The following is a 24,529-nucleotide window of genomic DNA, read 5'->3' as shown; positions in this document are numbered from 1 at the left end:
GGGCGGCGACGGGGCCGGCCGCCCGGGAAGGGGCGTGCGCCCCGAAGGGGGCGCGCCCTCTCAGTGACCGGCGCTCTGGCCGCCGTCGACGTGCAGGATCTCGCCGGTCACGAACGGGGCGTTCTCCAGGAAGAGCACGGCGTCGACGACATCGCCGATCTCACCCATGTGACCGACGGGGTGCAGACCGCCCAGCATCTCGTGGTTCTCCACCGGGTGCATCGGCGTCTTGATGACTCCGGGCGACACGGCGTTGACCCGGATGCCGCGAGCCGCGTACTCGATGGCCAGCGACTTCGTCGCGGAGTTCAGCCCGCCCTTGGTCAGCGCGGCGAGGACGGACGGGACGTTCGAGTTCGCGCTGTCCGTGAAGCTCGTCGTGATGCTGACGACATGGCCGCCGCCCTGGCTCTCCATGACCTTCAGGGCACCCTGGGTGAGGTGGAAGAACCCGGCCAGGTTGATCCCGATCTTCCCGGCGAAGTCCTCCTCCGTGTAGTCGGTGAAGGGCTTGGCGATGAAGACGCCGGCGTTGTTGACCACCGTGTCGATACGGCCGAACCGGCGCTGCGCCGCCTCGATCACCCGGCGGGACGTGTCGGCTTCCGCGATGTCACCCTGGACGGTCACGATGTCCGCGTCCTCCGACGGAGCGATCGACCGCGAGTTCGCCACGACGCCGTACCCCAGCTTCCGGTACGCGCCGACCAGCCCGGCGCCGATGCCCTGCGAGGCACCCGTGATGATCGCGACCTTCTGACCCTGAACCTGCTCCATGAGCCCGTTTCCTTCCATCGTCTCGCCGGATCCGCGAAGTAGCCGACCGGTCTAGTAAGAAAGTAGCCGACTGGTCGTATGCTGGCAACCATGGGACGGACGAGTGACGCGAGAGACAAGATCCTCGCCACAGCACAGACACTGCTCGAAGAGCGTGGCTACTCAGCGCTGGGCGTCGCCGAGATCTGCTCGTCGGCGGGCGTGCCGAAGGGCAGCTTCTACCATTTCTTCGACTCCAAGCAGGCTCTCGCCCTTGCCGTCATCGACGAGCACTGGGTGGCGCAGCGGCAGGACTGGACTCTCGCACTGAGCGGTGACGGACCGCCGCTGCGGGCACTGCACGACCTGTTCGTGGCCACGGAGGCGGTCCAGCGCGTCGGCCAGCGGCCCAACGGCGCCGTGATCGGGTGCCTGTTCGGCAACCTCGCCTTGGAGCTGAGTAACCAGCACGAGGCCGTCAGGACCCGGCTGCAGGAGATCTTCGAGGAGCAGATCGACATGATCGAGGTGGTCGTCGTCGCAGCACGGCAGCGCGGCGACGCCCCCAAGGCCACCGACACCCGCGACACCGCGCGGTCGATCGTCGCGCAACTGGAGGGTCAGGTGCTGTTCGCGAAGCTGCTCAACGATCCGGGCCAGGTGGAAGCGGTGTGGCGCAACTGCTTGTCCCTGCTGGGCGCACCGGCCGACACCCGCTTCGCGGACGCGTAGGCCGCCCGCGCGGGCCATACATCGCGGCCACATCGGGCGTACGGCTGCCTCGCCCATCGCATAGCGCTTCCCACCAACCGGGCCGCCCCTGCCCCGCGCACCGCCTCCGCCGGCCGCGCGGCACCGGGCTTCTTTCCCGGTCTCAGATCCGTTGGAAGCCGCCGCGCTCCGGCCTTCCGTACGGTCTCAGCCCCTCGATCCCGTCCGGTGCGGGGCCCCCGGCAGGAGCCGGCCCGGCCGGCGCGATGAGGCGTCGCGCCGCGGCGACGGCTTCCCGGCGGCGTGTCGCGACATCGCTGGGCTCGCCGTCGGCACGGGCCAGTGGCTCCGTCATCGCGTGCGGGATCGCCAGGGTTCGGGCGATGTCGATGAGCAGCAGCATAAGGCCGACGGGATTCCACGAGGGATCGACATGACCGGCGAGTCGGGCCTCGCCGATCATGTCGATCTTCGGCTGCAGTCGCGCTTCGCCACCCGCGTCCGGGACGTCGCCGCCGGCCTGCAGGCTGTACCAGTCATGAAGGCGCGCGTTGTTCGGATCCTCCACGAAGACATCGAAGAGCGCGCCGACATAGCCGGGGAGATCCTCCCCCCGAAGGGCCGCCGTCCCGGCCACATCGGCGATCAGCCGGTCCCCGACGGCGGCGAAGAGCGTCTCCTTGCTCGGGAAGTACGCGTAGAGCCGCTCCTTGCCGGCCCGGGCCTCGGTCGCGATGCGGTTGATCCGAGCGCCCGCGAGGCCGTGCCGGGAGAACTCCTGCTTGGCCGCTTCGAGGATCCGCTGCCGGGTGGCCTCTCCTGATGCACGCATGGGGAGACCTAATCGCCAAACCGGACAGTTCGGAAAGACCTCAAAGAAACGGGCCGAACCAAATGGTTCGGCAACCCCTCCGGTGGAGGAAACAGCATGGTTTCCTACGACCATGTCATCGTCGGCGGGGGCACGGTGGGGTGCGTACTCGCCTCCCGGCTCTCGGAGGACCCGCATCGCGAGGTCCTCCTCGTGGAGGCGGGGCCCGACCAGGGCCCCGAGTCCGCCAGTGACCCCGCGGCCTGGTTCGCCCTGTGGTCCACACCTGTCGACTGGACCTACGTCACCACACCCCAGGACGGCACGTCCGGACAGCGGCACAACTGGCCCCGCGGCAAGCTCCTCGGCGGCTCAAGCGGCATCAACGGAATGGCGCACATCCGCGGGCACCCTTCGAGCTACGACGCGTGGGAGGAGGCCGGTGCGAGCGGCTGGAACTACGCCACCCTGCTGCCGTTCTTCCGGCGGAGCGAGAACGCGGTGGGGCGCGATCCCGCGGTGCGCGGCGACTCCGGCCCCATGCTGATCGAACGACGGCCCCCGCCCGACCCGTTGCAGGAGGCGTGGTTCCGAGCCGCCGTGGACATGGGCCATGCCCCGTCGATCGACGGCAACGGGGTCGACGCCGAGGGCGTGTCCTGGACGGATGCCAACGTGGTTGACGGCAAACGCCAGAGCGCCGCAGACGCGTACCTCGTCCCGGTGCTCGACAGGCCGAACCTGACGATCGTCACGTCGGCCCACGTACGCCGGCTGCTGGTGAGCGGCGGACGCTGCAGGGGCGTCGCGTAAGCGCTCGACGGCACTATGCACACGGTGTACGCCGATCAGGAGGTGATCCTCGCGGCCGGCACGGTCGGCTCCCCCCCAACTGCTGATGGTCTCCGGGATCGGACCTGCGGCCCACCTGGAAGAGGTGGGCGTGCGCACGCTCGTCGGCCTGCCCGGCGTGGGAGCGAACCTGCAGGATCATCCGATCACGCAAGTGACCTACGAGGCGGACCGGTTGCCCGCACCGGGTGCCTGGTCGCTGCCACCGCACGTGCTCTTCCGGAGCGCCGGCGATGCCGCACCCGACCTGCAGTTGGGCTTCACCCCCGGGATGGTGGGCCCGGGGCGGTCGGTAGCGGCGGGCGGATACTCCGTCCTCGTCTCGGTCATGGCTCCCGCCAGCCGCGGGTCCGTGCGCCTGCGCAGCCCCGATCCAGACGATCCTCCCGCCATCGACCCGGCCTACCTCACGGACGAGCGGGACGTCGACCGCATGCTGATCGGCATCGATCGCGCCCGCGCGCTGGGCGCGGCCGAAGCCCTCGATCCGTGGCGGTCCCGCGAAGCCCGCCCCGGCGACCTCCAGGACGCCGCCTCGACGCGCGCGTAGGTCCGGGGCAACACGAACTCGTAATTCCACCCGGCCGGGACCTGCCGCATGGGCGTGGACACCGAAGCCACTGGTGGACCCCGAGCTCCGCGTCAGGGGGGTCGCGGGACTGCGCGTCGCGGACGCGTCCGTCATGCCGTCCGTCCCGTCGGCGAACATCAACGCGAGCGTGCTGGCGACAGCGGAACGCGCAGCGTCGCTGATCACGAACTGAACCGCCCGGCCCGGCCGCACGGAGCGGTCTCCCACCGCCCGTCCCCGGCCCGTACCCCCGGGACACGAGCCGAGCCTGATGACAGCAGGAGGCAACCATGGAACAGGTGGAGACGGTCAGGGGCCCGATCGCCGTGGACGACCTCAAAACGGTCCTGATGCATGAGCATGTCTTCGTTCTCACCGAGGAGATCCGTAAGAGTTTTCCCGAACTGTGGGACGAGGAGGAGCAGGTCGCCAACGCCATCGTTCGACTGCGGGAGTTGGCGGCGCTGGGTGTGGACACGATCGTGGACCCCACACCGATCGGTCTGGGGCGGGACATCTCCCGTGTCGCCCGGGTCAACGAGCACGTCGACATCAACATCGTCGCGGCGACCGGACTCTTCACCCTCAGCGACGTCCCCTTCTTCTTCAAGTACAACGGGCCCGGCACACTGCTCGGTGGCGACGAGCGCATGGTCGGGATGTTCGTCCAGGAGCTCACCGAGGGCATCGCCGGTACCGGGATCAAGGCAGCGTTCCTGAAGTGCGCCATCGAGGACGAACTGACGCCCGGGGTCGAGCGTGTGATGAGGGCGGTGGCGGAGGCCCACAAGCGCACCGGTGCCCCGGTCACCGTGCACACCGACGCCGCGCGGCGTACGGGACTGATCGCGCAGGACGTCTTCCGGCAGGAGGGCGTGGACCTGAGCGCCCTGGTGATCGGTCACCGCGGTGACACCGACGACCTCGACCACCTTCACCGGTTGATCGACAACGGCTCTTACCTGGGCATGGACCGTTTCGGTCTGGACATCCTCCTCCCGGCCGACCGACGGGTGGCAACGGTGGCCAAGCCGGCCGAGGAGGGATTCGCCGACCGGATGGTGCTCTCGCACGACGCCTCGTGCCATGTCGCCTGGTTCCCGCCCGGTGTGCGCGGGGAGCTGATGCCCAACTGGAACTACACGTACATCAACAGCACGATCCTGCCCGCCCTTCGTGAGGCGGGAGTCACCCAGGAGCAGATCCACACGATGCTCGTGGACAATCCCCGGCGCCACTTCAGCGGGGCGGCCTCCGGCGTGGCGCGGCCGGAGCCCTGAGCGGATCGCCGCGGTGGGGACGGCGCCGGGAAGGACAAGGGCCCGGACCGCGGGAAGGTGAACGCGGCCGAGGGCTGCCCCACCGTCGGTGTGCCCGCCCGGCCGCGCGCCGACGCGTCAGGACAGGATGGGGATCAGCCCCAGCGCGAAGACGACGTAGAAGCCCCCCGCGACGGCCAGACGGCCCGGGGTGAGCCGGTGGGCGCGCATCGTCGCGAGCAGGTAGACGATCGCCGCCATGGTGACGGCACCGGACCAGATCAGGGCGCCGTCGAACGACCAGGTGGTGAACAGCAGGCCCAGGCCGCTGGGCACGGTGGCCTGGATCATCATGGCGCCGGAGATGTTCGCGAGCGCCAGCTGGGTCTTGCCCTGGCGCACCCAGATCACCGCGTTCATGACCTCCGGCAGCTCGGTCGCGACCGGCGAGAGCAGCAGCGCGGTCACCGTGGTGGACAGCCCGATCATCGGTCCGATCGCGTCCAGTTGCTTCACGAAGAGCTGGGACGCGAAGAAGATCACCGCCAGGGTCAGCAGCGTCTGGGCCGCGACGGCCCAGGTCGCGGGGGAAGCGGTCCTGGGCTGGAACTTCAACGGCTCCAGTTCGTCCGCGTCGTCGCTCTCGTCATGGCCACCGCGGATCTCGCGCCAGAAGTAGACCAGGTAGGCGGCGAAGAACAGCAGGCCGAGAGTGGGTTTGAAGGCGAACGCGACCAGTCCGAGAGCGACTTTCACCGCGAAGATCGGCAGGAACCACTGCTGGTCCTTGGCCAGGCGTTTCATGTCCCTCTCGTCGCCGAGAACCCGGTCGCCCTCAGGACCGCCGGGCGGCATGCCGGTCTCGGCCGGCTCCTTCAGACGGCCCCGGCGGCGTTTGAGCAGGAGCATCACGCCGGTCACGCCGTACGCGATGGTGGAGAGGGCCAGCGGACCCCCCAGGGCCGCGCCGACACCGATGTCCTTGGCGTTCTCGTTCGCGCCCGTGGTGACCGCGACCAGGGTCACGACGGATTCGGGCAGCGCGGTGCCGAACGCGGCGAGGACCGTACCGACGGCCATCCTCCCGACGTTCAGTCGCCGGCCGAGCCACTCCACCGCGTTGACGAACCACTCGCAGGACAGGTAGATCGCCACCGCGCAGACGACGAGGAGTACGAAATGGATCACGGGTTACGTTCAGCCTTCCCGCACCGGCGGGGCGAAGAACGAGCAGCGCGGGGGGCGGCAGCGCGCTTCGACCCCGCCGACGCGCGCATCGGACGTCGGCACAACAGGGCCCAAGGTCTCGCCCGCCCCCATCATCACGTGACACGGGCCCGGCCACGGGGAACCTCCGGGCTCCCGCATGTCGACGACCGCTTCCGGGGGCTGCTCCCCTCCGCAGACCCGCCCTGTGCACAGGCCTTGCCTTCTCTGGCCGGTCCCCGCTCGCGTGGGCCCGACGCCCGGGGCGACCCCGCCGACCCGGCCACCGCGCAGGACGCGGCGGCCGTGCGGCGCCGGATCAGGCGGGCCCGACGACCTCGCCCCTGGTTGCGGGCCCACGGGCCCACGGGCCAGGCGTGGAACGCCCCGTGACGAGCGGACCGGAAGGAGATCCGCCCACGCCCGGGGACCGTGCCGGCTGGCTTTCGCCGGGCCGGTCCGTGTCGCCCGGGGCATCGGGGAACGGCGCGCGCCCGGCTGAACGACCCCGGCGGGCACTGCCGTGTCCGGGGCCCGCTGCGGTATCGGACGGCTCCTGACGGCCCGTCCGGGTCGGGTCCTGTGGGGCGGGTCGACGGACAAGGCGCGCCCGTCGACCGGACGAGGCACGCCCCCTGCCGCCTCGCACGCGGCCGTCGACCGGACAAGACACGCCCCCTGCCGCCTCGCACGCGGCCGTCGACCGGACGAGACACGCCCCTTGCCGCCTCGCACGCGGCCGTCGACCGGACGAGACACGCCCCTTGCCGCCTCGCACGCGGCCGTCGACCGGACAAGACACGCCCCCTGCCGCCTCGCACGCGGCCGTCGACCGGACGAGACACGCCCCTTGCCGCCTCGCACGCGGCCGTCGATCGGGTGAAGAGTGGGGCCGGTCGCGTGACAGTGAACCCCTCGGCGGCCCGTGGCGGCGATGCTGAGGCCACACGGTCCCCATCCGGAGCGCCGCCTACGCAGCCGGCCCGGGGGCCGCAATCGTCGTGGGAGGTCGACCTGCTGATCCTGTGCGTGGTCTTCGCCGTGCTGGGAGCGGCGAGCAATGCGACGGGCACGGTGCTGCAGCGCAAGGCCGCCCTCGCCGTCCCCGGCAGCGACGCCCTGCGAGCCCGGCTGCTGCTGGACATGGTGCGGCAGCCGGTGTGGCTGCTGGGCATCGTGGGGTCGCCGGTGCGGCTCTCTTCCAGGCGCTGGCGCTGGTCGAGGGGCCGTTGGCCCTTGCCCAGCCGGTGTTCATCCTGGAACTGCCCTTCGCGCTGCTGATCGCCCTGCCGGTACTGCACCGGGCCCTGCCCCGGTCCGGCTGGGTCGCGGTCGCCTGCGTCGTGGCCGGGCTCGTGATCGCCCTGGGCGCCGCTGACCCGAGCGGTGGCAGGGCCCCGGCCTCCACGGCATGGTGGATCACGGCTGTCGCCGCATGCGCGGGGGCGATGGGCCTTGCTGTGCTGCCGGCGAGCCGCCTGCCGTCCGGCGCGGCCCGGGCGGCCCTTCTGGGCTCGGCTGCGGCGGTGGGCAACGCCCTGACCGCCGCTCTGATCAAGTCCGCCGCCAACACCTTCTCCCGGCACGGCTTCGTCGCGTTCCTGACGTCCTGGCAGACGTACACGTTCGCCGCCAGCGGCATCGCTGCGGTGTTCCTTCTGGAGAACGCCCTGCAGGCGGGCCCGATCGCGGCCTCGCAGCCCGCCCTCACCCTCGGCGACGCCACCGTGAGCCTTATCCTCGGCATCGTGCTGTATTCCGAGAGCATCCGAACCGGCTGGTGGATCGTGCCCGAGTTCGCGGGTGTGCTCCTCATCGTCTTCGGCACCTTCCACCTCTCCCGGGCCATCCCCCTCACCCGGGACATCGCCACATGACGGGGGCGCACCGGCCGTCAGCCCGTGACGACCAGGCTCTCCACACCCGGGAACCCCTTGTTCCACCAGTGCCCGTGGCGCCGGTAGACGGCCGGGTCCCGTTCGGCGAGCAGCGCCAGCAGTTTCTCCGCCTCCTCGGTCAGGCCTCGCCACGCGGCCTTGCCCAGTGCGTGGAAGGCGGTCATCTCCAGCCCGCCGTCGACCGCGCGCCACACTCCGGCGACCTGCCCGTCCACCAGCACACACGGCAGGGCGTCGCCGTTGCGTCGTACGACCAGCGGCCGGTACTCCTCGGGCACGATCCGCCCTGCGCCGGTGTGAGCCAGCAGGGTGCTGTCCCACATCGGCAGCAGCCTCGGCGGTGCCGGGGTGTCCTCAGCCGGCACCGTGGCATCCGCGAGGTCGAACAGGGGAGCGCGGTCCGGGCCCGCCACCCGGACGAGCCGGGCGTCGAGTGTCCGCAGGGCCTGGCTGATCGCGGAGCGCCCCAGCAGCGTGAACCGGGCGAAGTCCTGGGCCGATGCGGGCCCGAACGCCCGCAGATAGGAGAGCAGCAACCGCCGCACCCCGGCTGCCGCGTCCTGCGGGGCGGACCCGGGGTCCGTCGGTGAGGCGAGGTAGGCATGCGGCAGGGTGAAGGACCAGGGGCCGCCGGTCGGCACATGGTGGATCGGAGCGTAGGTCCGCAACGCCCACCACACGCGGTGCGCGTGCTCACCGAAACGCGCGGTGATCCGGCTCTCCACTTCCTTGCCGGTACGGGGCCGCGCCAGGAACCCGGCGAGGTCAGGGAGCAGCGCGTCCGCGTCGGAGGGGGACAGCCCGGTCGAGGTGAAGCGGCGGTCGTACAGTCGCGGCGCCCGCAGTGTGTCGCGCATGGCGGCGTGATACGCCGTGTAGTCCTCGGCATGGACGGTGTGCAGGGTGATCCGCATGAGGCTTGCTTTCACGATGCGGCCCTGCGCGAACGCCGCGTCGAGGTCCCCGGGGGCGAAATCCCGCACGCGGTTCCACAACGCCAGGTACGGCGACGCCGGGCTCTGCGCCTGCAGGGCGCACACCTGGCGGACCGCCTCCGCCACGTCGAGGCGCTCGCGTGCGAGCAGGAGTTGACGGTCCAAGGTGGCCAGGGTGAGCTGACGCGCGGTGAGACTCATGCCCGATTGTCGCGCGGTGGCAGCCGGCCGTCACGGTCCGCCGGGTCACCGACCGGCACGAGGCGCGCGGCCCGCGCCCGCACGGGGCCGCGCATGCCTCCGGGCGCGGGCAGGTTCCTCGCCGTGCGGCGCCGGCACGGAGCGGGAGGTTGCATGATGGGTGCCCCTGGACCCGCCCGGTGCCTGCGGGTACCCGGCCCCAACTCTGCGACAGGAGTGCCCTGATGACGGAGATACGTGTCCTCGACGACAACGACGCGTGGCGGCGGGACTACGAACGAAGAATCCGTGCCGCGTATACCGCCGCCGGCCTCGGCGCGGCCGCGGTGGAGCGCAGGCTGGTCGACCTCCTCGAAACGGTCGGGGACTGGACCGTGGCCGGGATCCTGGAGGGGCGGGCCGCGGTCGGGTACGTCGCGGTCACCATGAGGGACGACAACGGAACGCCCGCGGGCCGGATCACGGACCTCTCGGTCGACGCCGAGACCGACGCCGACGCCGTGAAATCCGGGGCGGGGCCCGGACATACGGCGCGCGCCTGGGCCGAGCAGTGGTGTGTACGGCGCGGGGCGCGACGGGTGGATGCCCGGATCACCGGCCCCGCGGGCGCCGCGTTCGAGGGCTACGCCGTCCGCGCGCAGACCAGGGTGCGCGTCATCGGCCCGGCGCCCGAACCCCTGGACGGCATCACGGCCCGCCCGATGACGCCGACCGAATATCCCGACTGGCTCCTCGCCGCGAAGGCCTCCTACGTCCACGGCATGGTCCGGGCGGGCTCCGTCAGCCCCGAGGAGGCGGCACGCACGTCGGACCACGACTTCGCTGAACTGATCCCCGAGGGGCTGAGCACCCCCGACAACACCTTCCTGGTGCTCGAAGCGGCGGGCGAACCCGTTGGGACCGGCTGGCTGAAGCACGGCTTCCTGCCGGGTGTCACCTACGGCTACTCGCTGCACGTGAACGAACGGCACCGCGGCCGGGGATACGGGCGGACCGCGATGGCCGCCGGCGAACACGCCACGCTCGCGGCAGGCGACTCGGCGCTCATGTTCACCGTGTGGGGAGGCAACACCGTCGCCATGAACCTGTACACCAGCACGGGTTACCTCACCGTCGAGGAGAACCGCTCGATGACGCTCCCCCACCCCGGTTCCGGCACGGGTATCTGACGGCGCCCACCCGGGGACCGGGGCGGCGGCCGGCCGTGGGACGGGGACAGCGGACGTGTTTCCGCGGTGCGGCAGGCGACCGTCCGCGGCCTCCCCCGCATCCCGCCCGCCCCTCCGCCCGTCGGGTCGGCCGACCACGTGGTACCAGCCTGTGGCCAGGTCCTCCCCGCTGGAGGCCCCGATGAACTCGCCGTGGGCGCCTGTGACATGGATCGGAGGGGCCTCGCGGTCCGCCTGGGGCGGTCCTGAACGGCGACGCCGCAGGGCTCCACGCCACCACGTGGAGCCCTGCGGCCCGGGAGCGGACTCCGCGAGGGTTCAGTAGCGCAGCAGTTCGTGCTGCCACGCGGTCTCGGGCTGCTGGTGCAGATCGAGGTACGCCCGGGCGAGCACCGCCGCCTCGAAACGCTCGTCGGCGCCGCCGATCTCGTCCGTGATCGTGACGCTGGTCGCGTGCACGCCCGTTCCCGCCAGCTGGTCGTGGAGTACCGACACGTAGGCGCGCAGTGCGGCCTTGCCGACGGACAAGGAGGCGAAGGTCCGCGAGGGGTGGAGTGCGTAGCCGCCGCCCGTGAACAGGAGGCTGCCGCGGCCGCCACGCAGCTCGGGCAGGACGGCGTCGGCCGCCACCCTGGCGCCCAGGACGTTGATGGCGGTCACGTCCGCCCAGTCCCGGTCGTCGCCGCCGAGGGGCGAGTCCTTGCGGAGCACGCCGACGTTGTAGACGAGTACGTCGGGAGCTCCGAGCTCGCCGATCGCGCGGTGGAGCGCGGCGCGCAGGTCGTCGGGGTCCGCGGCGTCCGCGGCGTAGCCCCGGATCTCCCGGCCGGTGGAGGCGAGTTCGGCGGCGTAGGTGTCCAGCCTCGCCTTGTCGCGGGCGAGCATGGCGACCGGGTGTCCTGCGTCGGCGAACACGCGGGCGAGCGCGAGGCCGAGGCCGGGTCCGACACCGACGATCACTGCGGTTCCGAGGGCCATGACGGTCCTTTCTTCGGTGGGGTGGGAAGCCACGTCGTCCATCCAGCGGCCTGGCGTTCCCCGGGGCCGAGATGGCGCACGCCCCTGAGCCGGCGGTACGCGGCCACCGCGGACATCCGCGTCGATCAGCGGTTCCTGCGGCGAACCATCTGAGCGGTCACGCGATGTGCGGACGGGGCTACGTGCCGTCAGCCGGGTCGTACTGGTCATGGAGCCAAGACAACCCGCATCACCGGGCGTGCGACAGGACGTGTCACAGGGGTACTGGCAGGTCCTCCATAACCGCCTCACCTGTGCCTATCGTGGAAGGCATGGACGATCGCCGGCAGATACAGGAGTTCCTTGCCTCCCGCCGTGCGCGGATCAGCCCCCATTCGGTCGGGCTGCCCGTGGCAGGGCGCAAGCGGCGGGTGCCGGGCCTGCGCCGCGAGGAGGTCGCCGCCCTGGCCGGGCTCAGCGTCGACTACTACATCCGGCTGGAGCGCGGGGCGCTCACCAACGCCTCCGACAGCGTCCTCGCGTCCATCGCCCGCGCGCTGCGGCTCGACGCCGCCGAGCAGGCCCATCTGATCGACCTGGCCCGCGCCGCCAGGCCGTCCGCCGCGTCCCGTTCCCACCGTACCCCGCCCACGACCATCGCACCGCAGCTGCAGGCCGTCCTCGACGCCCTCGTCGGTGTCCCCGCGCTGGTGCGCAGCCCCACCCTCGACATGATCGCCACCAACTCCCTCGGCCGCGCGCTGTACAGCGTGCTCTACACCGGTCCGAGCACCGGACCCCGCACCGGACCGCGGCCTTCGCCGAGCCTGGCCCGGTTCACCTTCCTCGACCCCCAGGCCCGCCAGTTCTGGCGCGACTGGGACCAGGTCGCGGACGACCTCACCGCCCAGCTGCGCGCCGCCGCGGGCGCCAACCCGCTGGACCGCTCCCTGACCGACCTCGTGGGCGAACTGTCCACCCGCAGCGACACCTTCGGCGACCTGTGGGCGCGCCACGACGTGCGGGCCCTCGGGCGGGGCGTCAAACGATTCCGGCATCCCGTCGTGGGCGCGCTCGAACTGCGCTACGACCTCATGCGACTGACCGCGGAACCCGGCCTGACGATGATCACCTACACCGCTGAACCGGGTACGGCCTCGCACGACAGTCTGTCCCTCCTCGCGTCCTGGGCGGCCAGCCAGGACAGCGACATCGAGGAGGACAAGTCCGCGGGCTCACGCCACGATTGATCCTTCGCCGGGCCTGCTCGACCGGGCGGGAGGAGGCACCGTGCCGCAGGACCGCCGGACGCCGAGCGGGCCGCGGCCTCAGCCCGGGGCTCCTCCCGGCGATCGGGCGACGCGCACGGTGGCGGCCGTCCGCTCAAGGATCTCCCGGGTGGTGACGCCCGGGGCCCTCTCCACCAGGAGCAGACCCCGCTCGGTGACGTCGAGCACGCCGAGGTCGGTGATGATCCGGTCGACGCAGGCCCGGCCGGTCAGTGGCAGGTCACACTCCTCGACGAGCTTCGGTGAGCCGTCCTTGGCCGTGTGCGTCATCGTCACGATCACCCGGCGGGCGCCGTGCACGAGGTCCATGGCACCGCCGATGCCGGTGATCAGCTTCCCGGGGACCGCCCAGTTGGCCAGGTCACCGCGGGCGGAGACCTGCATGGCCCCGAGCACGGCGGTGTCGATGTGGCCGCCGCGGATCATCCCGAAGGAGAGCGCGGAGTCGAAGAAGGCCGCGCCGGGCAGGACCGTGACGGTCTCCTTTCCGGCGTTGATCAGGTCCGGGTCGACCTCGTCCTCATAGGGGTAGGGGCCGGTACCGAGGATGCCGTTCTCCGACTCCAGGACGACCTCGATGCTCTTGGGCAGGTGGTTGGGGATCAGCGTGGGCAGCCCGATACCGAGGTTGACGTACTCACCGTCGCGCAGTTCGGCTGCCGCGCGTGCGGCCATCGCGTCCCGTGTCCAGGCCATCAGGCCGACACCCCCCGGGCCGTGACCGTCCGCTTCTCGATCCTCTTGTCAGCGGCCTGTTCCGGGCTGAGTACCACCACGCGCTGCACGAAGATGCCCGGTAGATGCACGTGGTCGGGGTCGATCCCGCCCGGCTCGACCAGTTCCTCGACCTCGGCGACGGTGATCCGGCCCGCCATCGCGGCCAGCGGGTTGAAGTTGCGGGCGGACTTGTTGAAGACCAGGTTGCCGTGCCGGTCGCCGCGGGCCGCGCGGACCAGGGCGAAGTCGGTGGTGATGCCCCGCTCCAGGGCGTACTCGACGCCGTCGAACTCGCGGGTCTCCTTGGCCGGGGAGGCGAGCGCCACGCCCCCGTCGCCGTCGTAGCGCCACGGCAGTCCGCCGTCGGCGACCTGCGTACCGACGCCGGCTGGGGTGTAGAAGGCGGGGATGCCGCAGCCGCCGGCGCGCAGCCGCTCGGCGAGGGTGCCCTGCGGAATCAGTTCGACCTCCAGCTCGCCGGTGAGGTACTGGCGGGCGAACTCCTTGTTGGCGCCGATGTAGCTGCCGGTGACGCGGGCGACGCGGCCCGCGGCCAGCAGTACGGCCAGGCCGGAGCCCATCGCTCCGCAGTTGTTGGAGACCACGCTCAGCCCGCAGACGCCCCTGTCGCGGACGGCCTGGATCAGTGTGTCCGGTACGCCGCCGAGGCCGAAGCCACCGACCGCGAACGAGGCACCGTCGTGGACGTCTGCCACTGCCTGTGCGGCGGTGGCGACCACCTTGTCCATGGGTCCGCCTGTTCTGCCCGCCCTCGGACTGTTCGCCTGGGCGGACTTCGGTCAATCGTCTGTGTGGGGCGGCCGGGCGGCCCCCGCCCTCGCCCGTAGCCGCGTTCGCGTTCGCGTTCGCGTTCAGAGTCTGCGCGGGCCCCTATTCGGCCGCGCCATTTCCCAGAAGAAATTCACGGACGTACCGGAGAAAGCTCTCTCCCTCGCTGATCTCTGCGCTGCGGGCGTCCCTCGCGAGGACGTGCCGGTCCGTGCCCGCGGCAGCGGGACGGCCGTCGGACACCGGTGTGCCGAGGGGATGTACGGGCATGTGCTCCCTCTCCGTTCGTCGGCGGGGCGCCTCTGTGCGCCGTCCGCCGGGGCCGGCCGTGCGGGCCGTTTTCCGTCTGCCTGCTCAGGCTCCGGCACCGGCCGCGCCCCCGCATCGCTCATACGAGTGATCCCGGTGCGGGTGCCCGGGTGCGCGCGGACGGTTCCCGGCGCGGACAACGGCACACCCGGCATCACCTATTCACGGTAAATCCGGTGCACCGCCCGTCGCCGTACTCCTTTCCTGTTGACGTCCAATTCAACGCGGCCCCAGACTCCAAGACGTCACAGAATGACGCACGTGAGGAATTCCCATGAAAGCGTTCGTGAGTCAGGGACAGATCACGAAAGTGGTCTTCGGCAGCGGCACGCGAAGTCGCCTCGCCGATGAGGTGGATGCTCTGGGGTGCCGGCGCGCACTCGTCCTGTGCGCGCCCGGACAGGTGGCACAGGCCGCCGAGGTGTTCGATCTGCTCGGCACACGGGCGGTGGCCGTCTTCGCCGAGGCGGCCCCCCACACGCCCGTGGAGGTCAGCGAGAAGGCAGTCGAGTACGCCCGTTCGCTGCGGGCCGACTGCCTGATCGCCGTGGGCGGGGGCTCGACGATCGGCCTCGGCAAGGCGATCGCCGCGCGGACCGGGCTTCCCCAACTGGGACTGCCCACGACGTACGCGGGGTCGGAGATGACCCCGATCCTCGGCGAGACCGAGGGCCGCGGGAAGACGACACGGCGGCTGCCGGAAGTCCTGCTCAAGACGGTGGTGTACGACGTCGAGTTGACCCTGACGTACCCCCCGGCGGCCTCGGGTGTGAGCGGTCTGAACGCGATGGCGCACGCCGTCGAGGCGCTCTACGCGCAGCACCAGGACCCGGTGGCCTTCCTCATGGCCGGCGAGTCCCTCGATGCCCTGGCCGCTTCCCTCCCGGTGATCGCCGAGCGTCCGGACGATCTCCCGGCGCGTGCCGGAGCGCTGTACGGGGCATGGCTCGCCGGCTCCTGCCTGGGCATGGTGGGCATGGCACTGCACCACAAGGTGTGCCACGTCCTGGGCGGTACGTTCGGGCTTCCGCACGCCGAGACCCACGCGGTGGTGCTGCCGCACGCCGTCGGTCACAACGCGCCCGCCGCACCGGAGGCCATGGCCCGGATCACCCGGGCGCTGCCAGGGCCCGACGCCGCGACGTCCCTCTTCGAGTTCGCCGGGCGGCTCGGCGCCCCCACGTCCCTGCGGGAGCTGGGCATGCCCGAGTCGGGGATCGAGGAGGCCGCCGAACTCGTCGTGCGGGACGGCTACTGGAACCCCCGGCCGGTCGAGAAGTCAGCGGTCCGCGCCCTGCTCACGACGGCCTGGGCCGGGGATCGGCCCGTGGCGTCCCCCGCATCCGAATCCGTCGCCCCCAGCACCTCAGGAGCCACCCATGTCTGACACGGCCCTGTCCGACCTCACCAGCGACACGATCACCGACGCGGTGCTCTCCACCCTGCATGGGACCAAGGACGCCCGCCTCGGCGAGATCCTCGAATCGCTGGTCCAACACGTTCACAGCTTCGTCCGCGAGGTCCGCCTGACGGAGGAGGAATGGGCCAAGGGGATCGAATTCCTCACCGGGACCGGGCAGTTGTGCACGGCGACGCGGCAGGAGTTCATCCTCCTGTCCGATGTCCTGGGCGTGACCATGCTGGTTGACGCGGTAAGCCACGAGCGCCGGGGCGACGCGACGGAGAACAGCGTGCTCGGCCCGTACTTCCGGGATGACCGGCCCCGGCGGCCCGACGGAGCCGACATCTCCGAAGGCCTGCCGGGCACACCGCTCTACTTCGAGGGCCAGGTGGTGGACCACCGGGGCACACCGGTCGCCGGAGCGGGGGTCGATGTCTGGCACAGCGACGGCGACGGCGCCTACGACGTCGAACTGCCCGGACGCACCGATCCGGCCATGCGCGCGCTGTTCGTCACCGACGAGGCCGGCCGTTTCACCTTCCGGTCGATCCGTCCCGCCAGTTATCCGATCCCCGGCGACGGCACGGTCGGGGAGCTGATGCGCTCGACCGGCCGGTCCCTGATGCGCCCGGCCCATGTGCACGTGCTGATCGAGGCGTCCGGCTTCCAGCGGGTGACCACGATGCTGTTCCCCGCAGACGATTCCCACCTCGGCGGGGATCCGGTCTTCGGTGTCAGGCAGTCGCTGATCACGGCGTACGACACCTACGAAGCCGGTACGGGCCCGTGCCGCGAGCTGACCGACGAGCGCTACACCGTGGTGCGCCACACCTTCGTGCTCGAACCCGTACCGGAGGGCTGAACCGGTGCGCCTTGCCGGCGGCCGCGCGGCGGTGCCCCCAGGGGAGCGGGTGCTCCAAGGCTCCGGTACGCGTGCGTGCCGGCGCCGCCCGGGGGCCGTGCCGTGTGCGGGCCCCGCGGCGCCCCCGGTCCAACCCGTCCAACTGAACCCGCCGGCCCAGCCGAATACACCGCAGGACAGCCGCGTCCGAGAGCGTCCGCGGCCTCGCGTCGGCGGACCGGGGGCCGGGGTCCGCCCCGGCGGTCCCCCCGTCACCGGCCGGCCGCACCCGGGCCCCGGACAGCCCCAGAGCACGCTCACCCTTCACGGAGGTCCCCGATGATCGAAACTCCCGCACCCCTCGACCGGACGGCGGCATTCCGGGCCACCATGGGCCGGCTCGCCAGCGGCGTCAGCGTGATCACCACCCGGGCCGGAAGCGACCGCATCGGTATGACGGCGAGCGCCGTGTCCGCGCTGTCCCTGGACCCGCTGCAGCTGATCGTGTGCATCAGCAACCACCTGTACACGCGGACGGCGATCGCGGAGCACGGGCGCTTCGCCGTCAACGTCCTCGGGCACGACGGCGAGGAGCTGGCGCGGCACTTCGCCGCCTCGAAGCCCGACAAGTTCGCCGGTGTGGAGACACACGAGGACCACGGTGTGCCAGTGCTCAAGGACGCCATCGCCACCGTCGTCTGCGATGTCTCCGCGGCGCTGCCCGGAGGCGACCACACCATCTTCGTGGGCGACGCCCGGCACTTCGAGCACAAGACGCAGGGCCGGCCACTCGTGTACTTCGCGGGCGGATTCGGCGGCCACGCGTCATGACCTGACGTCCACCCGTACCCCCGCGGATGGTCCGCCCGTACCCCCTGGAGGGTTCGCCCGCACCCGCCACGCTCGCCCCCCGCTGCCCGGTGTTCACCCTTGGACCGCCCGGCGGCGGGGGCTTTCCCTGTTCCGGCAACCTGGCTGGAGGCGCCATGAGGCCCGTCGTTCCCGACTTCAAGCTGCGTCCCCCGACGCAGCCGCCGCACGTGCTGCCGCGCCCACGCCTGCTGCGACGGCTGGGCGCCGCCACGGAAGCGCTGATCGTGGTGTCAGGACCGCCCGGCGCGGGCAAGACCGCTCTCCTCACCGAGTGGACACGCGACCTGATCGCCCGGGGCGACTGCGCGTGGCTCGGTCTCGACGCGCACGAGAACCCGCCCGGCCGGCTGTGGGGCGCCGTCCTGCACGCGCTGCGTCGGATCCGGCCGGATCTCACCGCGGCGACCAGCGCGCAGCGGTGGACACTCGACGGCTGGATCGAGGAGCTGCTGCCCACTCTGGTCGCCGAACTGGCCGTGTCGGCCGGCAGGGCTCCGCTCACGCTGGTCCTGGACGGGCTGGAGGCCGTGACGGACCCCGAATCATGCCGCACCCTGGGGGACTTCCTGACCCGGCTGCCGGGCGGAGTCCGGGTGGTACTCGCGACGCGGCACGTCCCGGGTGCTCCCGTTCCCGCCCTGCGCGCGCACGGCCTGGTGGCCGAACTCGGCCCTGCCGACCTGGCCTTCACCCGGGAGGAGACGCGCGTGCTGCTCACCGGCCTGTTCGGGCACGCGCCCGGCGCCGACGTCCTCGACGAGGTGTACGCGGCCACCGCGGGCTGGGCGGCGGGACTGTGCCTCACGGGGCGCGCCCTCGCCGGCGCCGATGGCTCCCCCGCGGGCGAGCCCGAGCGGGCCGAGCGGGCCGAGCGGGCCGTGGGCGAGTACCTTGCCACCGAAGTGCTCGACCGGCTCACCACCGCACAGCGCGACTTCCTGCTCCGCGGCAGTGTCCTCGACGAACTGAGCGCCGCGTCGTGCCAGGTGGTAACCGGGACGGACCAGGCGGGGGTGACACTGCGCGAAGTGGCCCGGACCGTGCAGCTCCTGGTGCCCGTGGGCGCCGGCGCTGGGGCGTACCGGCACCACCCCGCGCTGCGTTCGGCGCTCCGCGCGATGCTGGCGGCCGAACAGCCCACCGCGGCGGCCTCCTTGGGCCTGGCCGCCGCGCGCTGGTACCGGGCGCGGCGGGACACCACACCGGCCGTACGGTATTCCGTCCTGGCCGGCGATCCGTCCCTGGCGATCGAGGCGGTGCTCGACGTCTGGGAGGAGACCATCGCCTCGGGCCGGAGCGCGGTCGTCGCACAGTGGCTGCGGCTCCTTCCCGCCCGCACGATCGCCGCCGACGCACGGCTGTGCGTGGTGGCGGCCATGACCGAGCTGGCCGGCGGCAACGCGGACCTGGCCCAGCGGTGGCTGGACGTGGCACAGGCCAGGCAGGCGGGCGCGGCGGAACCGGGGCGGGCGGGCACGCAGGGACTGGGAGAGGACGGCACGGTGGCCGGTGCGGCGGCCGTCGCGCGCGCCATCGCCTGCTGTCTGCGGGGCGAGATCCTCTCCGCCGACCGGCTCAGCGGTACCGCCGCCCCGGCCGCGGCCCCCTTGACGGCCTGGCGGGCCCTGGCCTGTGTGGCGCGGGGCACCGCCCTGTTGTGGCAGGGCAGGTACGACGAGGCCGACCACTGGCTGGGCGAGTCGGTCCGCGACGCACACGCCGCGCAGCACTGGCTCGTCCTCGTACGCGCCCTCGGTGCCCGTGCGGTGTGCGCCCATCTGTCCGGGCGGCGCGAGCAGGCCCGGGCACTGAGCGACGAGGCCCTCGACAGGGCGACGGCGGAGGGGCTCGGCGGCCACTTCGTCACGGCTCTCGCCCATCTCGGCCGCGCCCGGCTGCTCCTGGGGACGGCCACCGTCGAGGAGTGCGCGGCGTCCCTCGTCCACGCCGAGGAGGCCCTGGCGCGAACGGCGCCCAGCGGCGGCGATCCCCACGCGCGCGTCCTGTGCCACCTGCTGCGGGAGCAGCTCGAAGAGGCCCGGCACGACGACGGCGCGGCGCGCGAGGCGCGTGGCGCCGCCGTGCGTGCAGCGGGGTCCTGCGCGTCGCCCGGCGTCCTGCGGGACCTGCTCGCGCGGCCTCTCTCCCTGTCGTCCGCGCAACCGCTCACCCGGCCCGAGGAGCGCTCCGGGGCAACGGACACCCCGGCCGTCCCGCCGGGCCCGCAGGAGTTGTCCGCCGGGGAGCGGCGGATCCTGCGGGCCCTGTGCGGCCCCCTGACGTTGCGGGAGATCGCCGCCGAGCTCTACGTCTCGCACAACACCGTGAAGACACAGGTGCGTTCGGTGTTCCGCAAGCTCGGCGCGCACACCCGCGGCGGCGCGGTCGCGCGGGCCCGGGAGTGCGGAGTCCTCCCGCCCGGGCCCTGCACGGCCTACGAGGCGTCCTGCCGGCGGGCGTAGTCCGCCTGCGTGGTGTACGCCGTCTCGTCCTCGGTCTCGGCACCGCCGATGCCGCAGACCTTGCGGGCCAGGTCGGCGACAGGACCGCCCGGGGAGAGTTCGGCGCGTTTCATGGTGAGGGTGCGGATGGCCAGCAGCGGGGTGCCGTTGAAGTTCTCGAAGGTGCTGATGCGGTCGCCCCAGTCGGACAGGAACAGGTCGCGGATCACCCGGCTGATCTTGAGCCGGTCGTGCGGCCTGCCCACCGGGCCCGTCTGCAACGCCTCCAGCCAGGGCCGCAGTTCGGGCCGCTCCCACTGCCCCTCCGTCGGGAAGATGAGCGAGGAGCGGCCGGCCAGGTCGACGACCTCGTTGACCATGCGGCCGACGTTCTCCAGGTAGTAGGCGCGGCCGAAGTCGAACATCAGGACGTTCGGTTTGTACAGGCCGCCGGGGGTGGTGAACCCTTCGTCCTCGGAGGCGATCACATGCGCCTTCAGCGTCTGGTGGAAGCCGGCGAACTGCGCGATCCGGGTCTGGACCGGCGGCAGTTGGTAGGTGCCGATGTGCTCGGTGATCAGGAGTGTCAGACCGAGCATGAGCTCCGCGCGGACCATCTGGCGGACCAGCGCCTGGTAGTGCAGCCAGTCGAAGACCCGCTGCGGGTAGAGCGACGCGTGCTGGGGGTTACCGACATGGAACACACGGTTCCAGGGGATGAACACGTCCTCGAACACGATGACGCTGTCCAGTTCGTCCCCCGTCGAGGCGAGCGGGTGCTCGACGTCCTCGCCGTCGCGGACGTTGCTCTCCCTGCACACCACGGTGACCCCGGGAGCGTTCACCGGCACGGCACCGAAGATGATCTGCTCCGCCACGATGCCGGGGCGGTAGAACACACCGATGTGGATCCAGTCGCCGAAGGCGGCCCCGGTGCTGATCGACTTCACCCCCCGGACGGTGATGCCCTCGTCGGTGGTGGCGACGATCCGCAGCGCGGGTGACTCCGCCTGCGCGGACTCGCGCGAGCGGTCGGTCTGGGGGTCCACGAACGCGGGCGTTGCGTTGAGGTCTCCCTCCCGCACGACGTGGAAGAAGTCGAGGATCCCCTCGGTGAGGTCCCTGCCACCCGTGCCGACCGACTGGCTGCTCCACGGGGCGGGGTCGTCGACGTACGTCAGGAGCGGGTAGTTGTTGACATCCGGCGTGCGGGGGGTCGCACCGCCGCCGAGCTCGCGCAGCACCGTCTCCATGTAGCGGCGCTTGCGCTGCAGTTCCTCCTTGGACCGGTGCTGGAACCACGTCATGGACCGGCGGACGCCGTCGTCGTCGACGAAGGTCATCACCTCTTCCAGGTCCGGGCGGTGGTGCAGGTCGTAGAACTCCGCGATGCGGTGCGCGTAGGCGCGCGTCATCGGGTGGGTGGCCACGTTCTCGACGAGTTCGTCGCCCACCCACACCTTCCGGCCGTCGTTGAGCGCCGCCAGGTATTCCTTGCCTGTACGCACGTCGTGCTCCTTTGCTCGTACGGGAGAGCGGGAAGGTCCGCAGCATCCGTCGCAAAGGGGTGACGTGGGCCGGTGGCGCCGTCAATCACCCGAGGTGAAAGCCCGGAAGCGGCGCGACGCGCCGTTGAGGGGGTTTGGGCGGTGAGGCATGCTTGCGCCATGCGCAACACCGACGGTGCGGATCCGTGGACGGCCGCGGCGCCCGCGAGACGAACGCTTCCGGTCCGGGGGCGGGAGCGGGAGATCGCGGCGCTGCGCGACGTCGTGCGGGAAGTACGCGCAGGACACAGCAGGTGCGCCCTCGTGGAGGGTGCCCCCGGTGTCGGCAAGAGCCGGCTCCTGTCCTACGTGGACGAACTCGCACGAGGCGCCGGTTTCGACGTGATGTGGGTACGCTCCGCCGAACTCGACCAGTACGCGCCACTGGCCGCGCTCCACTCGGCGGTACGCGGCTCCGCCTCCGGCCGGGCCACGGTCACCGACGACCAACGGCTGCGGCTCCTCGACGACATCGCCGACGCCCTGGAGGAGCGGGCCCAGCACGCCTCGGTCGCGGTCCTCGTGGACGACGCGCAGTGGGCCGATCCCGCCACCCTGTTCGCCCTGCGCATGCTGCCGTCGCGGCTGTCTGCCTCCCGGGTGCTGTGGGTGCTCGCCGTACGGCCCGAGGGCGAACGGCCGATCGCGGAACGCACCCGCGAGACCCTGGAACGGCAGGGAGCGCTCCGCCTCACGCTCGGCCCGCTGCCGCCGCACGAACTGCACCGGATCGCGACGGACGTGCTCGGGATGGCACCCGCGCCCGCCCTGACCCGTCTGCTGCGGGGCGCGGGGGGCAACCCCTTCCTGGCGATCGAGCTGCTGCGGGCCCTCGTGGACACCGACGCCGTCCGGATGGAGGCGGGGACGGCGAGCCCCGTGCGCGAGGACATACCCGCCGGGTTCCGGCGCAGCGTCGAAGGGCGCCTTGGCCGCCTCCCCGAGGAAGCCACCCGGCTGCTGCAGGTCGGATCCGCGCTGGGCCGCGAATTCGACCTCGCCACCGCCGCGCGGATGCTCGGCAGACCGGTCGGCGCCCTCCTGTCCGCAGTCGAGAGCCTGCTCGCGGCGGACCTCCTGTCGGCCGGCGGCCGGCTCGCCTTCCGGCACGACCTCATGCGGCAGGCCGTCTACGACGACCTGCCGCCGGCGGTCCGCTCCGCCCTCCACCGCGAGGCCGGGGACATCCTGCGGGAGGCCGGGGGACGCGCGGCCGATGTGGCCTGGCACGTCGTCCTGGCCGGAGGCCCCGTCGACGACGCCTCCGTGCGTACGTTGCAGGACACGGTGCGCGAACTGGCCCCGGCCGCCCCCGAGGCCGCCGCGGACCTGGCCCAGAAGGCGGCGGAACTGCTGCCCCGGCACGACGCGCGCCGCGTCGAACTGCTCACGGAGGCCGCCGAACAGCTCGGCTGGACCCGGCGTGTCCACGAAGCCCTCGAACTGGTCGACGCCACGATCTCGGGCGGCCTGCGGACGGCGCAGGAGGCCGCACTGCGGCTGGTGGCCGCCGAGATCCATCAGGCGGCGGGCGACGACGCGGCCGCGATGACACACCTCAGCCGCGCCCTGGACCTGCCGGACCTGCCGTCGCAGCTGTGGACCCGGCTGCTGAAGACCAAGGCGACAGGGCACGTCTACCTCGGTGACATCGCCGCGGCGGAGCAGCACACCGACCTGATCGACGCCTCCTACCGCAGCGGGGACCCGTCCCTCGTGGTCAGCGCCATGGTCTTCCAGTCGCAGACCCTGTTCTACCGCGGCCGGCTGGCCGAAGCCCTGGACCTCGCGGAGCGGGCCGCGGGCCGCGCCGACGCCGAGCCGCACGCCCTGCGGCTGCGCCCCCCACGCATCCCCGCGCTGTGGCTCGCCACCGTGCTCGCCTCCACCGACCGGCTTCAGGACGCCGAACACGTACTGCGCGAGGGGCAGCGCGAGGCCGAGGCACTCGGTCTCGGGTGGTCGCTGCCCTACTGGCACGCCTGCCGTTCCACGGTCCTGCTCGAACGCGGAGCACTGGATGACGCCGCGGTGGAGGCGGAGGCCTGTCTCACGGTCTCGGACGCGCTGGAGATCACCCGGGCCATCCCGCTGGCGCGCTCGTTGCTCGCGCACATCAGCGTCCACCGGGGGGAGCTCGCCAGAGCGCAGGAGCATCTCCGCGCCGCAGAGGGGGACTTCAGCCCGGGCGGATCACCCTACGGTCCGTGGGTGGCGCTCGCCCGCGCCCGGCTGGCCGAGGCCGAGGGCCACCACGACGGGGCCGCCGCCGCGATCAGGGACGTCCTCGGGTCCGACGACCCCGCGCGGCTCCTCGTGCTGACCCCCACCCAGTGGCCGCACCTCGTCCGCGTGGCCCAGCGGGGCGACGACCCGTCGACAGCCGAGCTGGTGGCCACCGCCGTACGCACGCTCGTCGCGCGGGACGACAGCCAGCACGTCATCCGTAGCGTCTGCGCCCACGTCGACGGCCTACTGCACGGCGGACAAGCCGACCTGTCGAGGGCCGTCGCGGGCTACCGGCAGGGCAGCCGGCGTCTGGCGCTCGCCACGGCCTGCGAGGATCTCGGAGCCTCGATGATCGCCTCGGGCGACACCGGCGCCGCGGCACCCTGCCTGGAGGAGGCGGTCCACCTGACGCCCGCCGCGGCCGTCCGCGATCAGGAAAGGATCCGGCACCGCCTGCGGGAGGCGGGCGTGCGCTCGACCGCCGTCCTGCGCCGTCCCGCCGCGACCTCGGGCTGGGAGAGCCTGACGGAGTCGGAGCTGAAGGTCGTCCCGCTCGTCGCGGACGGCCTGACCAACCGCGCTGTCGCCGACCGGCTCTGCCTGTCCGTCCACACGGTCAACACCCATCTCAAGCACGTCTTCACCAAGCTGGGCATCAACACGCGGGTGGAGCTGACCCGGCTGGCCATCCAGCAGCAGCGGCAGGGACCGCCCGAGGCGGCGATGCCACCGGCGTACACCTGACCGGTGCCCGCGCGCACACGCG

General features: G+C 72.1%; 17 protein-coding genes and 2 pseudogenes. 11 read left to right on the top strand and 8 right to left on the bottom strand.

Translation table 11 applies throughout. The features are described from left to right. Positions 1 to 60: 60 nt before the first annotated feature. Positions 61 to 777 carry an SDR family NAD(P)-dependent oxidoreductase gene (locus OG310_RS30525; protein WP_329459056.1) on the bottom strand — a complete coding sequence of 239 codons (717 nt, stop codon included), beginning with the start codon at positions 775 to 777 and terminating at the stop codon, positions 61 to 63. Positions 778 to 867: 90 nt separating this feature from the next. Here OG310_RS30525 and OG310_RS30520 point away from each other — a divergent pair, with 90 nt between their 5' ends. Continuing rightward, the gene (locus tag OG310_RS30520; protein WP_329459055.1) at positions 868 to 1,488 is read left to right on the top strand and encodes a TetR/AcrR family transcriptional regulator; all 621 of its coding nucleotides are present in this window, start codon (positions 868 to 870) and stop codon (positions 1,486 to 1,488) included. Positions 1,489 to 1,630: 142 nt separating this feature from the next. On the opposite strand, the gene OG310_RS30515 is transcribed toward OG310_RS30520, so the two are convergent. Continuing rightward, entirely contained in the window at positions 1,631 to 2,299 is a 669-nt protein-coding gene (locus OG310_RS30515) for a TetR family transcriptional regulator (protein WP_329459054.1), read from the bottom strand. A 96-nt stretch (positions 2,300 to 2,395) separates the two neighbouring features. Between OG310_RS30515 and OG310_RS38610 the strand changes: the two are divergent. Together OG310_RS38610 and OG310_RS30495 are read left to right on the top strand one after the other, a co-directional pair. Continuing rightward, positions 2,396 to 3,894 (top strand): annotated as a pseudogene (locus tag OG310_RS38610) (GMC family oxidoreductase). Between the two features lie 97 nt (positions 3,895 to 3,991). Then, positions 3,992 to 4,981 carry a phosphotriesterase family protein gene (locus OG310_RS30495; protein WP_329459050.1) on the top strand — a complete coding sequence of 330 codons (990 nt, stop codon included), beginning with the start codon at positions 3,992 to 3,994 and terminating at the stop codon, positions 4,979 to 4,981. Between the two features lie 117 nt (positions 4,982 to 5,098). Here OG310_RS30495 and OG310_RS30490 read toward each other — a convergent pair whose 3' ends face one another. Further along, positions 5,099 to 6,148 carry a sodium:calcium antiporter gene (locus tag OG310_RS30490; protein WP_329459049.1) on the bottom strand — a complete coding sequence of 350 codons (1,050 nt, stop codon included), beginning with the start codon at positions 6,146 to 6,148 and terminating at the stop codon, positions 5,099 to 5,101. A 1,032-nt stretch (positions 6,149 to 7,180) separates the two neighbouring features. On the opposite strand from OG310_RS30490, the pseudogene OG310_RS30485 reads away from it, so the two are divergent. Continuing rightward, positions 7,181 to 8,043 (top strand): annotated as a pseudogene (locus OG310_RS30485) (DMT family transporter). A gap of 17 nt (positions 8,044 to 8,060) precedes the next feature. On the opposite strand, the gene OG310_RS30480 reads toward OG310_RS30485, so the two are convergent. Then, entirely contained in the window at positions 8,061 to 9,200 is a 1,140-nt protein-coding gene (locus OG310_RS30480; protein ID WP_329459048.1) for a winged helix DNA-binding domain-containing protein, read from the bottom strand. Positions 9,201 to 9,424: 224 nt separating this feature from the next. On the opposite strand from OG310_RS30480, the gene OG310_RS30475 reads away from it, so the two are divergent. Continuing rightward, positions 9,425 to 10,369 (top strand): GNAT family N-acetyltransferase, encoded by a 945-nt coding sequence (locus OG310_RS30475; RefSeq protein WP_329459047.1) that lies wholly within the window; start codon positions 9,425 to 9,427, stop codon positions 10,367 to 10,369. 318 nt (positions 10,370 to 10,687) lie between these two features. Here the strand turns inward: OG310_RS30475 and OG310_RS30470 are convergent, their stop codons facing one another. Then, the gene (locus OG310_RS30470) at positions 10,688 to 11,347 is read right to left on the bottom strand and encodes an SDR family NAD(P)-dependent oxidoreductase (protein WP_329459046.1); all 660 of its coding nucleotides are present in this window, start codon (positions 11,345 to 11,347) and stop codon (positions 10,688 to 10,690) included. A gap of 311 nt (positions 11,348 to 11,658) precedes the next feature. On the opposite strand from OG310_RS30470, the gene OG310_RS30465 reads away from it, so the two are divergent. Next, the gene (locus OG310_RS30465) at positions 11,659 to 12,576 is read left to right on the top strand and encodes a helix-turn-helix domain-containing protein (RefSeq protein ID WP_329459045.1); all 918 of its coding nucleotides are present in this window, start codon (positions 11,659 to 11,661) and stop codon (positions 12,574 to 12,576) included. Between the two features lie 78 nt (positions 12,577 to 12,654). On the opposite strand, the gene OG310_RS30460 is transcribed toward OG310_RS30465, so the two are convergent. Together OG310_RS30460 and OG310_RS30455 are read right to left on the bottom strand one after the other, a co-directional pair. Then, positions 12,655 to 13,311, bottom strand: coding sequence for a 3-oxoacid CoA-transferase subunit B (locus tag OG310_RS30460; RefSeq protein WP_329459044.1), 657 nt, complete (start codon positions 13,309 to 13,311; stop codon positions 12,655 to 12,657). After that, a complete protein-coding gene (locus OG310_RS30455; RefSeq protein WP_329459043.1) occupies positions 13,311 to 14,081 on the bottom strand; it encodes a CoA transferase subunit A in 771 nt (256 codons plus the stop codon). The genes OG310_RS30460 and OG310_RS30455 overlap by 1 nt, the downstream gene beginning before the upstream one ends. A gap of 623 nt (positions 14,082 to 14,704) precedes the next feature. On the opposite strand from OG310_RS30455, the gene OG310_RS30450 reads away from it, so the two are divergent. The 4 genes from OG310_RS30450 (at position 14,705) to OG310_RS30435 (ending at position 20,008) form a co-directional block, all read left to right on the top strand. Next, complete coding sequence (locus OG310_RS30450) at positions 14,705 to 15,817, top strand: maleylacetate reductase (RefSeq protein ID WP_329459042.1); 1,113 nt, start codon at positions 14,705 to 14,707, stop codon at positions 15,815 to 15,817. Beyond that, complete coding sequence (locus OG310_RS30445) at positions 15,810 to 16,694, top strand: dioxygenase family protein (RefSeq protein ID WP_329459041.1); 885 nt, start codon at positions 15,810 to 15,812, stop codon at positions 16,692 to 16,694. The genes OG310_RS30450 and OG310_RS30445 overlap by 8 nt, the downstream gene beginning before the upstream one ends. Before the next feature lie 318 nt (positions 16,695 to 17,012). Further along, entirely contained in the window at positions 17,013 to 17,504 is a 492-nt protein-coding gene (locus tag OG310_RS30440) for a flavin reductase family protein (protein ID WP_329459040.1), read from the top strand. Between the two features lie 155 nt (positions 17,505 to 17,659). After that, positions 17,660 to 20,008 (top strand): AAA family ATPase, encoded by a 2,349-nt coding sequence (locus OG310_RS30435; protein ID WP_329459039.1) that lies wholly within the window; start codon positions 17,660 to 17,662, stop codon positions 20,006 to 20,008. Here OG310_RS30435 and OG310_RS30430 read toward each other — a convergent pair. After that, positions 19,981 to 21,495, bottom strand: a complete 1,515-nt coding sequence (locus OG310_RS30430; protein WP_329459038.1) for a 4-hydroxyphenylacetate 3-hydroxylase family protein — start codon at positions 21,493 to 21,495, stop codon at positions 19,981 to 19,983. The two genes, OG310_RS30435 and OG310_RS30430, sit on opposite strands and share 28 nt — an antisense overlap. A gap of 159 nt (positions 21,496 to 21,654) precedes the next feature. On the opposite strand from OG310_RS30430, the gene OG310_RS30425 reads away from it, so the two are divergent. Beyond that, positions 21,655 to 24,507 carry a helix-turn-helix transcriptional regulator gene (locus tag OG310_RS30425; protein ID WP_329459037.1) on the top strand — a complete coding sequence of 951 codons (2,853 nt, stop codon included), beginning with the start codon at positions 21,655 to 21,657 and terminating at the stop codon, positions 24,505 to 24,507. Positions 24,508 to 24,529 lie beyond the last annotated feature (22 nt).

This window comes from Streptomyces sp. NBC_01497 (genome assembly GCF_036250695.1).
Lineage (GTDB): Bacteria > Actinomycetota > Actinomycetes > Streptomycetales > Streptomycetaceae > Streptomyces.
The sequence above is the reverse complement of the archived record's forward strand: the minus strand, read 5'-3'. Positions and strand labels throughout refer to the sequence as shown.